General features: G+C 36.5%; 13 protein-coding genes. 9 read left to right on the top strand and 4 right to left on the bottom strand.

Features of this window, described 5'->3' with window-relative positions; genetic code table 11:
• Together LB450_RS10110 and LB450_RS10105 are read right to left on the bottom strand one after the other, a co-directional pair.
• Positions 1-2,421 (bottom strand): YfhO family protein, encoded by a 2,421-nt coding sequence (locus LB450_RS10110; RefSeq protein WP_224488073.1) that lies wholly within the window; start codon positions 2,419-2,421, stop codon positions 1-3.
• A gap of 30 nt (positions 2,422-2,451) precedes the next feature.
• A complete protein-coding gene (locus LB450_RS10105; protein ID WP_224488071.1) occupies positions 2,452-2,697 on the bottom strand; it encodes a DUF4834 domain-containing protein in 246 nt (81 codons plus the stop codon).
• Between the two features lie 101 nt (positions 2,698-2,798).
• Here LB450_RS10105 and LB450_RS10100 point away from each other — a divergent pair, with 101 nt between their 5' ends.
• Positions 2,799-3,689 carry a transporter gene (locus LB450_RS10100; RefSeq protein WP_224488069.1) on the top strand — a complete coding sequence of 297 codons (891 nt, stop codon included), beginning with the start codon at positions 2,799-2,801 and terminating at the stop codon, positions 3,687-3,689.
• A 123-nt stretch (positions 3,690-3,812) separates the two neighbouring features.
• Here the strand turns inward: LB450_RS10100 and rocD are convergent, their stop codons facing one another.
• Complete coding sequence (gene rocD / locus LB450_RS10095) at positions 3,813-5,093, bottom strand: ornithine--oxo-acid transaminase (RefSeq protein ID WP_224488067.1); 1,281 nt, start codon at positions 5,091-5,093, stop codon at positions 3,813-3,815.
• Between the two features lie 189 nt (positions 5,094-5,282).
• On the opposite strand from rocD, the gene LB450_RS10090 reads away from it, so the two are divergent.
• From LB450_RS10090 to LB450_RS10075, 4 genes are all read left to right on the top strand, one after another.
• Positions 5,283-6,722: an SLC13 family permease gene (locus tag LB450_RS10090; protein WP_224488065.1), complete on the top strand. Its 1,440-nt coding sequence runs from the start codon at positions 5,283-5,285 to the stop codon at positions 6,720-6,722.
• Positions 6,723-6,792: 70 nt separating this feature from the next.
• Positions 6,793-8,208 (top strand): 23S rRNA (uracil(1939)-C(5))-methyltransferase RlmD, encoded by a 1,416-nt coding sequence (gene rlmD / locus LB450_RS10085; protein WP_224488063.1) that lies wholly within the window; start codon positions 6,793-6,795, stop codon positions 8,206-8,208.
• Positions 8,205-8,711, top strand: a complete 507-nt coding sequence (locus LB450_RS10080) for a DUF6452 family protein (RefSeq protein ID WP_224488056.1) — start codon at positions 8,205-8,207, stop codon at positions 8,709-8,711. The genes rlmD and LB450_RS10080 overlap by 4 nt, the downstream gene beginning before the upstream one ends.
• Positions 8,677-9,423, top strand: a complete 747-nt coding sequence (locus LB450_RS10075) for a DUF6048 family protein (protein WP_224488054.1) — start codon at positions 8,677-8,679, stop codon at positions 9,421-9,423. Before LB450_RS10080 ends, LB450_RS10075 begins: the two co-directional genes overlap by 35 nt.
• Position 9,424: 1 nt before the next feature.
• Here the strand turns inward: LB450_RS10075 and LB450_RS10070 are convergent, their stop codons facing one another.
• Positions 9,425-10,579 (bottom strand): THUMP domain-containing class I SAM-dependent RNA methyltransferase, encoded by a 1,155-nt coding sequence (locus LB450_RS10070; RefSeq protein ID WP_224488052.1) that lies wholly within the window; start codon positions 10,577-10,579, stop codon positions 9,425-9,427.
• Positions 10,580-10,675: 96 nt separating this feature from the next.
• Between LB450_RS10070 and LB450_RS10065 the strand changes: the two genes are divergently transcribed.
• From LB450_RS10065 to LB450_RS10050, 4 genes are all read left to right on the top strand, one after another.
• The gene (locus LB450_RS10065) at positions 10,676-11,341 is read left to right on the top strand and encodes a ZIP family metal transporter (protein WP_224488050.1); all 666 of its coding nucleotides are present in this window, start codon (positions 10,676-10,678) and stop codon (positions 11,339-11,341) included.
• Between the two features lie 80 nt (positions 11,342-11,421).
• Entirely contained in the window at positions 11,422-12,813 is a 1,392-nt protein-coding gene (lpdA, locus tag LB450_RS10060) for a dihydrolipoyl dehydrogenase (RefSeq protein WP_224488047.1), read from the top strand.
• Positions 12,814-12,882: 69 nt separating this feature from the next.
• On the top strand, positions 12,883-13,674 hold the full coding sequence (locus tag LB450_RS10055) for an RNA methyltransferase (protein ID WP_224488045.1): 792 nt from the start codon (positions 12,883-12,885) through the stop codon (positions 13,672-13,674).
• Positions 13,675-13,687: 13 nt separating this feature from the next.
• Complete coding sequence (locus LB450_RS10050) at positions 13,688-15,388, top strand: M23 family metallopeptidase (RefSeq protein WP_224488043.1); 1,701 nt, start codon at positions 13,688-13,690, stop codon at positions 15,386-15,388.
• Positions 15,389-15,390 lie beyond the last annotated feature (2 nt).

Here is a 15,390-nt window from a genome sequence, read left to right as displayed (position 1 = left end):
CTATGTTTGCTTTCGCTTTATGGTATAACCTAATCCACCCAGGATAATAAGTAATAAAATTATGAAACTTGCCAGGGTTATTTTTCCACCATAGCTCACCACATCAGGTTGAAATGAAAAGGTAACCTGATGGCTTCCAGCTGGTAACTCCATGGCTCTCAATACATAGTTGGCTCTAAAATGAGTGGCATCCTCGCCATCTATAGTCACTTTCCATCCTTTTGGATAGTAGAGTTCTGAAAACAAAGCAAGGCTTTCGCTCTCAGCTTCATAGCTATAAACCAACTTGTTTTCTTTGTAAGATTTTAATTCAATGTGATCTGAAAAATTCACATCGTATGTTTGGTCTGAAAGGTCAAACTGATTGTTTTCAAAAACCGCCGTGGTATTAGGATTGAGTGTATCCAAAGCCAAAATAGCTGCATTGGCATTCTCTACACTTATCAATTCATTTACGAACCAGGCGTTGCCTAAATGATCCGGGTTTTCCTGCGCAACAGGCTGACCTTCGTTATCAAAAATAAAATACTTGACATTGAGCATATTCAGGATGCTTTGCTTGCCTTCATAAATGTAGAAGTCAAACAATTCCTGTATTCTTCCTGGTTTCGCTGCGTGGTACCCCCCAATTGACTTGTGAAAATAGGAAGCTCTCGCAGAATTCAGCGGATTTGAGGTTAAATCATAAACTCTAAAGTGAGAGTTGTCCTCCTGAATTTCAAGATCGGCTTGATTCGCCTGAAAAGGTCTTTCCATCACTGAAGCTGCCACAAAATCATCTTCATTGACGTAACGTGTGTTAACACCAATTAAATCTATCAATATAAAAACACCGATAAGCCCAATAAAAACTGGCTTTTTGACTTTTTCTTTGAGGTATAAATAAACTGCACCTGCTAAAAGTAAGACAAAAATCAAGGAACGAGTGGTATCCGCCATAAACATGGATTTCCTGTCTTCCTTGAGTGCTCTTACAAATTTAGCTCCATATTGCTTTAAGAACATGGCATCATTCGAACTACTAAAATCAAACAAAGCCGACTTAAGAAGTAGAAATAAAACACTGAGCCCACCTAAAATAATGGTCGTTTTCTTAAGTGCATTCCATTTTTCCTGACTAGAAATTTCACTATCGACTAGCTTAGAAATTCCTAAAATACCTAAAATTGGCAGGCAAAATTCGATAATAACCTGAATGGAAGAAACAGCTCTGAATTTGTCATAAAATGGAATATAATCCACGAAAAACTTGGTGAGCAAGGAAAAGTTATCACCCCAGGATAGTAGTAAAGCCAAAATTGAACCAGCAACAAGCCACCATTTGGTTCTACCTTTAGTTAGAAATAAAGCTAAAACAAATAGGAAGATGACAGATGCGCCTATATAGGCTGGTGCACCTATAAAAGTCTGGTCTCCCCAGTAGGTCGGTAAATTCTTGCTAAACTCTAAGGCTTGAACCGGAGAAGCTCCCATCTGAATGATTTCTTTATAAACTTCAGAATCTTTGCCTAGGGATTCGCTGCTAGAACCACCCATAAATCTAGGGATAAACAAATTGAAGGTTTCTAAAACCCCGTAGCTGTATTCAGTGATGTAATCGTAATCCAAGCCAGATTTCACCTTTTCTGTTCCGCTAGGTTCGATGGTAAGTCCTGTATCGCCCCTTGTACTGTAAGCTGCATATTCTTGGGTAGCTAGCAAATTAGTGATATTTAGCAAAACAGCCAGAACAATTGCCGGAATAAAGCTTAAAGACGCTCTCAGGTAAGGTTTTAAAGTTTTGGCTTTATAGGCATGAACTGCATTTACTACAACAACTACAAGACTAAGCAACATCAAGTAGTAAGTCATCTGAAAATGATTCGACATCAATTCAAAAGCGAGCCCTACGCAAAACAAAACATTCCCCCAGAACAGTTTTTGCCTGTAGACAAGTACCATTCCCCCAATCACCAAGGGAAAATAAGCTATAGCATGTGCTTTGGCATTGTGACCCACTCCGAGAATGATAATGAGGTAGGTAGAAAAACCAAAAGCTAAAGCTCCTAAAAAGGCCAGTTTGTAATTGACTTTTAGGCACAAAAACAAAATATACATCCCGACAAAATAGAGAAATAAATAATCGGCGGGTCTTGGCAAAAATCGAAGTTTTCTGTCTATCTCTTTTATAAAATTGTAAGGGTAATTGGCCCCAAGTTGATAAGTAGGCATCCCTCCAAAAGCTGAATTTGTCCAATAGGGCTCTTCACCTTCATTAGCTCTAAACTCATTTTGAGCTTTTGCCATCCCGGTGTACTGAACAATGTCACTTTGGTAAATGGTTTTACCTTTTAGGACTGGATAGAAAAAAGCTAAGGAGGCAATTATAAAAAGGAGTAAAACGAGAAGGTGTTTCCAGGAGTTTTTGAATATGGATTTCATGAATAAGTTTTGGTTTGAAAAACGAGAAAGTTAGTCAATTTCTTCATAATCTATATACTCACCAACTTTGGTCTCTTTCGACTTTCTTTTGGAAGTTTTACTGGATTTGTGCGAGTTTTTTCTGGGCTCTTGCTGAGGAGGATTGAACTGTTTCTCCATGTTTTTTTGAACTTTTTTGAAAATATATTTCAAAAGTAAAGGACCGAAATACTTGGCTAGTAGCTTCACTCCAAAATAAACCAGCAGTATAATTAAAATTGTCTTTAGAAATACCATACATACTATTTGATGTGCAAAAATACCAATACTTTATAGCATTAAGCTAGGAAGGCAAAAAAAATCAGATTTTAATTTATATTTGAATCTAAATTTGACTTATGAAATTTAAATTCAGTTGCTTTTTTCTGTTTATCACCTTAGGTATACAGGCTCAATATACAGAAATGATTAATTCCAACAGACCTGGCGAGTCCTTTGGAGCTTATAGTGTGGGAACAAATGTTCTTCAAATTGAAACCGGGATAGCTTACGGAGAAGATAATCATGTGTTTTCACTTATACCCGATCGCACACATATAGATTACCAATATCAAATAAGGTATGGCTTATTCCGGGAAAGGCTTGAGGTGATTCTGGATGGCACTTTCGTAAGTGCCGAGGAAACGTTACTTAGAGGTGGCACTGTTACCACTAGTCGGTTTAGTAATTTCAAGAGCAACACCCTGGGAGCTAAATATTTGATCTATGACCCGAATATTAAAAAAGCAAAAGAAGGACCAAACTTATACAGCTGGAAGAAAAACAACTTGATACAATGGGATGATTTTATACCTGCGGTTTCTGTATTTGCCGGAGCTAATCTGTTATTTGGCGATAATCCATTTAGATTTCCTGAAGAGCCACAAAGTTCGATTAAAGCAGCACTGATAACTCAAAATAATATAGGGAGAAACTGGGTATTAGTGTCCAACTTAATTGTTGATAAACCCACAACAGATTTTCCCACTTACGCAGGAATTTTCACGTTAACACATTCGATATACACTAGAACTGGAGTTTTTTTAGAATTTCAAACTTATATAAATGATTTATATAGTGATGAAATCATACGTGCAGGAGCTGCTCTTTTGGTGAATAAAAATTTACAAGTAGATATTTCTGGGCTTATCAATTTTAAAGACTCCCCGGAACGATGGAGAGCTGGAATTGGAGCTTCTTATAGATTTGATATGCATACCGATGAATATATTATTAAAGACGCTGAGTAAAAGGAATTACCAGACAAAGAAAGAACCTCTAAGTAGACATTCCTTAATTGAAATTATAACCTAAACTAAAAAGCCTCAATCTTTCGACTGAGGCTTTAAGTTTATTGGACTTTCTTAAAATAGTTATTTTTCAAACTTCTTTAAAGTCTTGGTGATTATATCAACACAATCCATCAATTCTTCTTCTGTAATTACCAATGGAGGGGCAAAACGAATAATATTGCCATGCGTTGGTTTTGCCAGGAGTCCGTTTTCCTTTAACGCCACACAAATATCCCAGGCAGTTGAACTGTCTTCAGAATCGTTGATGACGATGGCATTAAGCAATCCTCTACCTCTTACGAGATTAACAATGTTATGATTCTCTATATACTTATTTAATTCACTTCTGAACAAATCACCAAGACGTCTTGCATTTTGAGCTAGTTTCTCGTCTTTGACCACTTCCAAAGCTTCCATTGCCACAGCTGCGGCAACCGGATTTCCTCCAAAAGTAGAACCATGCTGTCCTGGCTGAATCACATTCATAATGGCATCATCAGCTAGAACTGCAGATACTGGGTACGCCCCTCCAGAAAGCGCCTTACCCAAGATAAGTACATCTGGTCTGGAATAAGTAGCTTGTCTTTCGCAGTGTCCCTGGCAATCGCATTTTCCACAAACCGCTAATAAAGCACCTGTTCTTGCAATACCTGTTTGAATTTCATCGGCCATAAAAAGCACATTGTGCTCGTTGCAAAGTGATTTTACATTTGGTATAAAATCGTCATCAGGTGTGAATACACCAGCTTCACCTTGAATTGGCTCTATTAAAGCTCCAGCGATATTTTTATTTTCTTTCAATACTTTTTCCAAAGCTTCAGCATCATTATAAGGTACTTTTATAAAGCCAGGCGTATAAGGTCCAAAGTTTTTTCTAGCCCCCTCATCGTTACTAAATGATATGATTGTAGTGGTTCTTCCGTGAAAATTATTTTCAAAAACTACGATTTGAGCTTCAGTTTCAGGGATTCCTTTTTGTTCGTAAGCCCATTTTCTACAAATCTTAATTGCCGTTTCAACTGCTTCAGCACCACTATTCATTGGCAGAAGTTTATCAAACTTAAAATACTCGGTCGCATATTTTTCATAGACTCCCAAAACATTATTATGAAAAGCTCTTGAAGTTAATGAGATGGTCTGAGATTGTTTATGCATAGCCTCAACAATTCTTGGATGGCAATGACCTTGATTTACAGCTGAATAAGCCGAAAGAAAATCATAATACTTCTTACCTTCTACATCCCAAACATGAACACCTTCCCCTTTTTTGAGAACTGCAGGTAAGGGATGGTAATTATGAGCTCCATATTTGTCTTCTAAATCTATAGCTTGTTGTGATGATTTGACATCTTGAACTTTCATATGGTATATTTTTGAATTTTAGTAATTATTTACAAATTTAAACATCTCATTATCAATTTATCGTAAAGAAAATCCAAAACTATACTTTAAAGCTTATTTATTTTTGTTTTAAATAATAAGTAGAAAAGTAACAATAGTCATATTTTTAAAAATTTCTATTTGATATATTAGTAGATTAAATTTAGGCCTATGTACCAGGACTCCAGGCGATATTCTAAAAAAATAATTGGAAAAATCAATCAAAAGATATCTGAGAAACTCAGATGGCAAAGCCGTACTCTTCAATTTGTGATTAGTTTTCTAGCAGCACTTGGCTTAACCTATTTAATCAAAGACCCAGGTTTTACCGAAGGTCAGACTTCCGTGTTATTTATTTTACTGTTTGCTATTGGCTTATGGGTCACTGAAGCAATACCTCCCTTTGCTGTTGGGGTTTTAATCATTGGCTACTTGGTATTTACAATGAGTAATCTGGAAACCGAAAATGTAACCCAGTATTTACACACCTGGTCTGATTCTGTAATCTGGCTGTTTTTAGGTGGTTTTTTTATTGCGGAAGCCATGAAAAAAACTGCCTTAGACCAGTCTCTACTTAAACTAATAGTTGCTAAATTGGGAGAACAACCAAAGTACATTCTGCTGGGTCTGATGCTTATTACTGCCTTTTTATCCATGTTGATGAGCAATACAGCCACTACAGCCATGATGATTGCCAGCATTACCCCAATCACCTACAGCCTGGGTAAAGAGGCTCCAATCACCAAAGCCCTTTTAATAGGGATTCCAACAGCAGCTGCTATTGGCGGTATGGGCACCATTATTGGTTCAGCACCAAATGCCATAGCCGTAGGTGCTCTGGAAGGTATTGGTATTCGCATTAGCTTTTTGGAATGGATGATTATCGGTATTCCTCTAGCATTCGTGCTTATTTTTATTTTTTGGGGAGCCCTGCTCAAGAAATATCAAATAGAACGCAAGTCTTTGGATTTAAGCTTCTTACAAAAAACTAAACAACATATAGATGATACTATTTCATCAACACAAATACGCTTGACACTGATTATTATTCTTGCCAGTTTATTGTTTTGGCTGACATCCCAATGGACAGGCATTCCAGTATCAGCTGTATCAGGCATACCTATAGTTGGGTTCACGATGTTTGGAATTCTAGATGCCGACGATATGCGTAAGTTACCCTGGGATACTCTGATGCTTGTAGCTGGCGGGCTTGCCTTAGGACTTGCTGTTCAGCAACAAGGCTTAACTGATTATTTTATCAGTTTTATTGATGTTCAGTATTTTAATTTTTACTTATTAGCCTTCATGTTTGCCTTACTCAGTGTTATTTTTTCAAATATAATGAGCAATACAGCAACTACCACGATTATGGTGCCGCTTGCCATTTCGTTCACCATACTCTTACCTGAGGAATCTCCTAAAATAATACCGCTCATTATCGCCTTAAGTGCATCCTGCGCTTTGCTTTTACCAGTGTCTACCCCTCCCAATGCTATCGCCTACAGTACAGGTAAAATAGATCAGGCTGATTTTAGATATGGAGGAATTATAATAGGAATTCTAGGCCCTGTTTTAGTTAGTCTATGGGTCAGTTTAGTTTACTATTTATAGGATAACTTCGATACCAAAAGAAATCTAACTGAATAAAGCAGTATTTAAAACATTGCTTTATTTTTGCCGCATGGCAAGACGGAAAAACACAAAAAAAACCTTTGAAAATATTGAAGTCCTCGATGCAGGCAGTAAAGGCAAAGGAATAGGAAAAGCTAGTGATGGCAGAGTTTTAATCATCGACCAGGTTGTCCCTGGCGATGTTGTAGATGTTACCACTTACAAGAAGAGAAAATCTTACTACCAGGCAAAACCGCTTAGGTTCGTGGAGTTGTCACCAAAACGAACCGAACCTGTATGCCAGCATTTTGGAGTTTGCGGCGGTTGTAAGTGGCAGAATATGGCCTACGAACATCAGCTTTATTACAAAGAAAAAGAAGTTCTTGAAAATCTAAAGCGGATAGGAAAAATTGACGTCGCTGAAACCAAGCCCATACTTGGTAGCGAGAAAATTTATTTCTACAGGAATAAAATGGAATTTTCTTTTAGTAACAGTCGATGGCTTACAGAATCTGAAATTTCCAGCGGTACCGATATTCAGGATAAAAATGCATTAGGCTTCCATATTCCTGGCATGTGGGATAAAATATTAAATCTCGAAAAATGTCATTTGCAAGAAGATCCAAGCAATGACATCAGAAATAAAATAAGAGATTTTGCTACAAAAAATAATCTCGAGTTCTTCAACCCCAGAGAACAGATCGGATTGCTTAGAACCTTGATGATCAGAACAAGTTCTACCGGAGAATATATGATATTAATTCAGTTTTATCAGGAAAACAAGGCTAAACGTGAGCTTTTACTGGATTATATCATTCAGGAATTTCCTGATGTCACCTCTCTTCAATATGTCATCAACGAGAAAGGAAACGACACTATTTACGATCAGGAAGTCATTAACTATTTTGGTCAGGACTTCATTTATGAGGAAATGGAAGGCTTAAAGTTTAAGATCAATGCCAAGTCTTTTTATCAAACCAATTCAGAACAAGCCTACGAACTTTATAAAATCACCAGAGAATTTGCCGGCTTAACCGGCGATGAGCTGGTTTATGATCTATATACTGGAACAGGAACTATAGCTCAGTTTGTCGCTAAAAAAGCAAAGCATGTGGTGGGAATTGAAGCTGTACCAGAAGCCATCGAAGATGCTAAAGCCAATGCGAAATTAAATGGGATTGAAAACACTTCCTTTTTTGCTGGTGATATGAAAAAGATTTTTACATCTGGATTCATAGCAGAACACGGTCAGCCTGATGTGATCATCACAGACCCTCCAAGAGAAGGCATGCACAAGGAAGTGGTTGAGCAAATACTTAGTGTAAAACCTAAACGCATAGTCTATGTAAGCTGTAATTCCGCAACTCAAGCCAGGGACTTGCAATTGATGGATGCGTTTTATCAGGTTGACAAAAGTCAGGCGGTGGACATGTTTCCACAAACTCACCATGTAGAAAATGTAGTTTGCTTAAGATTAAGAGAATGAAAAAAGCAGTGTTTACCTGTTTCATGATTGCAGTCATACTTCCACTTTTCACCTCATGTGAAAGGGATGACATCTGTGCTGAAGCTACGGAAACCACACCAAAACTGCTCATTGAATTTTTCGATGTGAACAATCCTGGGAATCCCAGAAATGTAAGGAATCTCACAACAAGAGATATAGAAAAAGATGCTAAGGATAGTTTGCTTTTTAATTCAACCTCAACAATAGCCATACCTCTTAAAACTGACGCTATTGAAACTAGCTATGTTTTTAATTTAAATGCTTTAGCAGAATCTGGTGGACTAACCGATACACTCACCTTTTCTTATGCCACAAACGAGCTATATTTAAACAGAGCCTGTGGCTTTAAAGTTAACTTTACAGATTTCAGAGTTGAGCTGGAAAATCAAGAAAATAACACTGAAAGTTGGATAAGGGATATCCAGGTACAAGAAAATAATATTGAAAATGAACTTGAGACTCACTTATATATTTTTTATTAGTTCTTTTTTCTGGATTTTCACAGGCGATATTATTGCTCAGGGAGATGGAAATGTGGAATACGAACAAGTCACCGATTCTATCTTTTTTAAAGATAAATACGGGCTTACAGTGAGTTTGGATTTAAGTAGAATTGGAAATAGTCTGTGGGATTCAGAATATCAGGGCATTGAAATTGGAGCTGACTATAGATTTTCGGAAGACCTTTATATCGCTGGAGAACTGGGAAACGAAAACTCCATTTATAATGAAGACAACATTTTAAACGAGGCAAATGGCAGTTACATAAAATTAGGAGTTAATTATAATATTTATGATAACTGGATAGGAATGAGAAATTTGATTTATGCAGGTATTCGTTATGGATTTGCTGCCTATTCTCAAAATTTGAAAAGTTATAGGATTTACACTACAGATAACTACTTTCCACCAGACATTAGAGAAACTGATAAAACCTTTAGTAACCTCACTGCCAATTGGATAGAGTTACAGGCTGGGGTAAGGGTGAATATGTTTGGTAATGTTTACCTTGGTGCTCATGTTCAATTAAAAAATATGATTACTTCTACAGCTATTCCCAATTTCGATAATTTATACGTCCCCGGATTTCATAGAACATTCGATTATTCAAGTATTGGTGTAGGCTGGGGTTATTCTATTAGTTATCTCATTCCTATATATTCCAAAACAAAAAGACAGGCCGTAAGAAATTAACTTATTGTTTTGCTGCTTTTTTAGAGCCCTCATAGATTTTATAATTCAATAATCTGGATTCTAATTTTGCATTGAATAATTTAATTTTTCGTGATGGTCTCAAACCTACGTGTTTTATAGCCTCAAGATCTGCAACTATAAACCAGGCTGATGTACCTGGATAATTTCGCTTTAATGTATCCCCTATTTTAGAATAAAATTCAGGAATATCCACATCAAGTCTTACACCATAAGGAGGATTAAACACCATGTGCAGATGACGTTCTGAAGTTTTAAAGCTTTCGAAAAAATCTTGACGCTCTACCTTAATAAATTCAGAAAGATTTGCATTTTCAATATTTTGGGTTGCTTTTTCTATGGCTGATGGCGCTTTGTCGTAACCTTTAAGCTCAAAATCAAAAGACCTTACTTTCTTTAAAGTTGAATCTTTAATGATTTCAAATAAGGCTTCATCAAAGTCTTCCCATTTCTGAAAAGCAAAATGCTCACGGTTAATGTTTGGAGGGATATGACAGGCTATCATCGCCGCTTCGATTAACAAAGTTCCACTTCCACACATGGGATCGAGAAAATCACATTGTCCAGACCATCCTGATTTTAAAAGTAACCCAGCCGCTAAAACTTCATTGATAGGCGCTATATTGGTAGCCGTTTTATAACCTCTTTTAAAAAGCGGTTCTCCCGACGTATTCAAGCTGATTTCGCAGTTTCCTCTATCGATGTGAACACTTACCTGACAATCTGGTCTATCCGTATCGATATTGGGCCTAGTTTCAAATTTGTCTCTAAATCTATCTACAATCGCGTCTTTAGTTCTAAAAACAACATATCTGGAATGCGTGAAAATTTCAGAATTTACGGTAGATTCTACGGCAAATGTTCCATTTTTGTCAATTAGATTTTCCCAGGCAAACGCATTGACCTTATTATAAAAATCATCTTCATTGTAAATTTTAAAGCTGAAAACAGGTTTCAAAATGCTTATAGCAGTTCTTAAGCTAAGATTGGCTTTATACATAAACCCAAGATCACCAACAAAGGAAACGTGTCTTACCCCTTTTTGGATATCCATAGCTCCGAGCTCTCTTAATTCTTTTACAAGTTCGTCTTCGAATTCATAGAGACACTTGGCAATCATTTTGAAATTATTTTCCATAAAGAACATATTTTGGAGTGCAAAAATACATTAATTTTGCACCTTTATTTTTGAGAACGTGATTTTAAGTTTTCAAAATTGAACTAAATCATCCATATGAATTTATTATTACCCATTGTTGCTGTACTTTTAGGGTTTGGAATCTCATATTTTCTTCATCAAAATTCAAAAACAATCAATCTGCTTTTGGCTTTTAGCGGATCTTTTTTATTATCGGTTACTGTTTTAGAATTTCTTCCAGACATTTATAATTCTAGAGTAAATTCAATAGGCATCTATATTTTAGGTGGGATTTTACTTCAAATCATCTTAGAATATTTGTCCGGAGGTGCAGAACACGGGCATTTTCACCTTTCAAAAGAAAAGAAAACCTTTCCCTTCGTACTCTTCATTAGTTTATGTATCCATGCATTTTTGGAAGGGATTCCCCTTCATGGCAATGAGCATTTGCTTTATGCAGTAATAGTCCACAAAGTACCTATTGCCATCATCATAGCCTCTTTTCTGTTCAACACAAATTTATCTAAATTCAAAATCATCATCTTCCTTGTTGTTTTTGGACTGATGACGCCTCTTGGTAGTTTCGTCCAAAACAACACAAGTTTGCTCGATGAAATCAGCATTTATCTCGATGCCATAGTTATTGGTATCTTTCTTCACGTCTCCACCACCATTTTATTTGAATCCTCCAAAGATCACAAATTCAACATTTACAAGTTCGGCATCATCGTCCTGGGGATTGTTTTGGCGTTAGTCCTTTAAATAAGACTCTCCATTTCAGTGCAAAATATATGGATTATTCTTAATTTAGCGCTTTTAGAAATCTTAGCAAATAAAATGTTATGAGTAAATACGATGTTATAGTTTTAGGAAGTGGTCCGGGAGGATATGTGGCAGCAATTAGAGCTTCACAGCTTGGTCTTAAAACAGCTGTTATTGAAAAAGAAAGTTTGGGTGGAGTTTGTCTTAACTGGGGTTGCATTCCTACAAAAGCTTTACTTAAAAGCGCACAGGTTTTTCAATATTTAAATCATGCTGAAGATTACGGACTTAAGGTTGATAACCCAGATAAAGATTTTACTAAAGTTGTAAAACGCAGTAGAAACGTAGCTGAAGGAATGAGCAAGGGTGTTCAATTTCTGATGAAAAAGAACAAGATCGATGTCATCATGGGACATGGAACTCTCAAAAAGGGAAAGAAAGTTTCTGTAAAAGATGATAAAGATAAAACAACCGAATATGAAGCAGACCATATCATTATAGCCACCGGAGCTCACTCAAGAGAGCTTCCTAGCCTTCCACAAGATGGTAAAAAAGTGATTGGGTATAGAGAAGCAATGACATTGGATAAACAACCAGAGTCTATGATTGTCGTAGGATCTGGAGCTATTGGATCTGAATTTGCTAGTTTTTATAACGACATGGGAACTAAAGTCACTTTGGTAGAATTTTTACCAAATATTGTTCCTTTGGAAGATGAAGAAGTTTCTAAACAATTTGAAAAAATATACAAGAAGAAAGGTATCAATGTGATGACCAACTCCTCGGTAGAAAGTGTGGACACTTCTGGTAAAAAAGTAAAAGCTAAAGTAAAAACCAAAAAAGGAGAAGAAACCATCGAAGCCGATATCGTTTTATCTGCTGTGGGTATCAAAACCCATATTGAAAACATTGGCTTAGAAGATGTCGGTATAAAAACCGATAAAGATAAAATTACGGTCAATGATTTCTACCAAACCAACGTTCCCGGCTACTATGCCATTGGAGATGTTACTCCCGGCCCAGCTCTTGCGCATGTTGCTTCTGCTGAGGGTATTCTCTGTGTAGAAAAAATAGCTGGAGAAAAAGTGAAAGCTTTGGATTATAGCAACATCCCGGGATGTACTTATTCTGATCCTGAAATTGCTAGTGTCGGTATGACAGAAAAACAAGCTAAAGAAGCAGGTTATGAAATAAAAGTTGGCAAATTTCCATTTTCAGCTTCTGGTAAAGCAAGTGCTTCTGGTGCTAAAGATGGTTTTGTAAAAGTTATTTTTGATGCTAAATACGGAGAATGGTTAGGTTGCCATATGATTGGAGCTGGAGTGACTGATATGATTGCTGAAGCTGTTTTGGGCAGAAAACTTGAAACTACAGGTCATGAAGTCTTAAAAACTGTTCACCCACACCCTACTATGAGTGAGGCTGTGATGGAAGCTACAGCAGCGGCATATGACGAAGTAATTCACTTATAGTGCTTAAGATTTGATTACATTTGAAGCTTCTGAGAGTCAAATTTCAGAAGCTTTTTTTAGTTCTGAATTATGAGAAAACACATTACAAGTATCAGCAATCCGTTGATCAAACATTTGCTTTTACTTCAGAAGAAATCCAAGCTTAGAAAAAGCTGTAATGAATTTGTCATTGAAGGCGTTCAGGAACTCAAATATGCTAATGAGGCTGAATACACATTAAAACAGGTGTTGGTCTGTCCCGATATTTTTGAAGACGATATTCAACTCGACGCCTTAAGCTGTGAAGTTCTGGAGATTTCTAAAGTTGTTTTCGAAAAAATAGCTTACCGATCCTCAACCGGAGGAGTTATAGCTATTGCTTTTTCGAAAAAACTGACTCTTGATAAGTTAAAATTTGACACTAATTCGCCTCTCATTCTGGTAGCTGAAGCTCCAGAAAAACCCGGAAATATTGGTGCCCTTTTAAGAACTTGTGATGCTGCCCATCTAGATGCAGTCATTATTGCAAACCCTAAAACGGATCTCTATAATCCAAATATTATCAGATCTAGCGTCGGGACAATCTTCACAAATTCTATAGCGACTGGAACAACTTCTGAAATAATTGATTATCTTAAGACGAATAATATCCACATTTTTGCAGCTGCACTTCAGGATTCAAACTCTTATCTAGAGGAAAATTTTACGGTACCAACTGCCATCGTCGTGGGTACAGAACATGAAGGCTTGTCTGAAAACTGGAGAGTTCAGGCTCATAAAATTGTAAAAATCCCAATGGATGGGAAAGTAGATTCTCTCAATGTTTCAGTCTCTGCTGCAATTCTTATTTTTGAAGCAAAGAGGCAACGTTTAAGCGTTTAATTTTTTAATTTATATGCAGCTCAAATTCTTAATCTTTACATTACTATTTTGCAATCACCTTACTTACGCGCAAGATGAGATTCCAAGAAATTATTTTGAATCACCGTTGGAAATTCCTCTTTTGCTTTCTGGAACTTTTGGTGAATTGAGATCCAATCATTTTCATGCAGGGATGGATATTAAAACTAATGGCGTTACCGGTTTAGCTGTTTCAGCATCTGCCAAAGGTTATGTGGGTAGGATTAAAATTCAGCATGGTGGTTACGGCAAAGCCCTTTATGTCTACCATCCAAATGGTTATCAAAGTGTTTATGCGCATCTGGATAATTTTTCACCAAAAATTGAGGCTTTAGTTAGAAAAGCGCAGTATAAAAAAGAATCTTATGAGATAGAGCTCTTTCCTTCGGCTTTAGAATTGAAGGTTAAGCAGGGAGAGGTGATTGGATACAGTGGTAATTCGGGCTCGAGTGGAGGACCTCACTTACATTTTGAAATCAGGGATTTTAAGTCTAAGCCTATGAATCCATTTTTATTTGGGTTTGATGAGGTAAAAGATTCACGGAAGCCACAAATTTTTGCTTTGCATGCCTACTCCCTGGGACCAGATTCTCATGTGAATGGCAGTACAGATCGTGTTCAGCTCAAATTAATTCAGCGTCAAGATGGTAATTATAGAACCGAACCTATAAAAGCATTTGGAACTATAGGTTTTGGTATAGATGCTTACGATATTCTGGACTTAACTTACAATAAAAATGGCGTCTATTCTGTAGTTACAAAACTGAATGGAAAGCCTGTTTTTGAAACCACTTTCGATAAATTTTCATTCTACGAATCACGTTATATCAATCGTCTTATCGATTTTGAATATTACGCAACTGAAAAAAGGAGAATCCAAAAACTTTTCTTGGAGCCAAATAATCCCCTAAGTCTTTATAAAGACGTTTATAACGATGGAACTGTGACCATTCAAAAAGATAATCTCGATCAAAGCTTTGAGATTTTAGTTTCAGATTTTATGGGAAATACGCGATCTATTTTAATTCCTCTTACTACTGATTTTGATGAAAATCTAATTCAGAAGGAAATAAAAGAAACCGAGTATTTTGCCAAAGCAAATTCAGCTTCTGTTTTTGAAGAAGGCAAAATCGACATCTATATTCCAAAAAATGCGCTTTACGAGGACATATTTTTGGATATCGACATAGAAGGCTTAAGTGTTAAATTACATGAACCTACAACTCCACTTCATAAATCGATGACGATAGGTTTTGATGTTAGTCAATATTCTCTGGAAGATCAAGACAAGCTATATATCGCTTCGGTTACCTCCTGGGGAAGTAAATATTATGTAAGTACCTATAAAAAAAAAGATAGATTAACTACTAAAGTCAATGAATTCGGAACTTATCAATTATTTGAAGATAACAAAGCACCAACGATAACGCCTAAAAACTTCAGAGACAAACAATGGGTTTCCAATTTCAGGTTCCTAAAATTAGAAATCGACGATGAAGACACAGGGATTGAAAGCTACCGGGCAACGGTAAACGGAGAGTTTATCCTTATGGAATATGATTATAAAACCAAAACACTCACCTATGACTTCAACGATGGAAAAATTTCTGATACTAAAAATGAATTAAAAGTCGTTGTTACAGATAAGGTTGGAAATACTGCTATATTTGAGGCAGAATTTCTCAGAAAAAATTAATT

The organism is Psychroflexus curvus (genome assembly GCF_020164585.1).
In the GTDB taxonomy this organism is placed as follows: domain Bacteria; phylum Bacteroidota; class Bacteroidia; order Flavobacteriales; family Flavobacteriaceae; genus Psychroflexus; species Psychroflexus curvus.
This window is presented reverse-complemented; position numbering and strand designations above follow the sequence as displayed.

Excerpts from the sequence above, each read along its gene's own strand:
- LB450_RS10070 (WP_224488052.1), bottom strand. The coding sequence starts at position 10,579 with ATGGAAAATAATTTCAAAATGATTGCCAAGTGTCTCTATGAATTCGAA.
- LB450_RS10050 (WP_224488043.1), top strand. The coding sequence starts at position 13,688 with ATGCAGCTCAAATTCTTAATCTTTACATTACTATTTTGCAATCACCTT.
- LB450_RS10075 (WP_224488054.1), top strand. The coding sequence starts at position 8,677 with ATGAACTTGAGACTCACTTATATATTTTTTATTAGTTCTTTTTTCTGG.
- LB450_RS10080 (WP_224488056.1), top strand. The coding sequence starts at position 8,205 with ATGAAAAAAGCAGTGTTTACCTGTTTCATGATTGCAGTCATACTTCCA.
- LB450_RS10065 (WP_224488050.1), top strand. The coding sequence starts at position 10,676 with ATGAATTTATTATTACCCATTGTTGCTGTACTTTTAGGGTTTGGAATC.
- rocD (WP_224488067.1), bottom strand. The coding sequence starts at position 5,093 with ATGAAAGTTCAAGATGTCAAATCATCACAACAAGCTATAGATTTAGAA.
- rlmD (WP_224488063.1), top strand. The coding sequence starts at position 6,793 with ATGGCAAGACGGAAAAACACAAAAAAAACCTTTGAAAATATTGAAGTC.
- LB450_RS10090 (WP_224488065.1), top strand. The coding sequence starts at position 5,283 with ATGTACCAGGACTCCAGGCGATATTCTAAAAAAATAATTGGAAAAATC.
- LB450_RS10055 (WP_224488045.1), top strand. The coding sequence starts at position 12,883 with ATGAGAAAACACATTACAAGTATCAGCAATCCGTTGATCAAACATTTG.
- lpdA (WP_224488047.1), top strand. The coding sequence starts at position 11,422 with ATGAGTAAATACGATGTTATAGTTTTAGGAAGTGGTCCGGGAGGATAT.
- LB450_RS10105 (WP_224488071.1), bottom strand. The coding sequence starts at position 2,697 with ATGGTATTTCTAAAGACAATTTTAATTATACTGCTGGTTTATTTTGGA.
- LB450_RS10110 (WP_224488073.1), bottom strand. The coding sequence starts at position 2,421 with ATGAAATCCATATTCAAAAACTCCTGGAAACACCTTCTCGTTTTACTC.
- LB450_RS10100 (WP_224488069.1), top strand. The coding sequence starts at position 2,799 with ATGAAATTTAAATTCAGTTGCTTTTTTCTGTTTATCACCTTAGGTATA.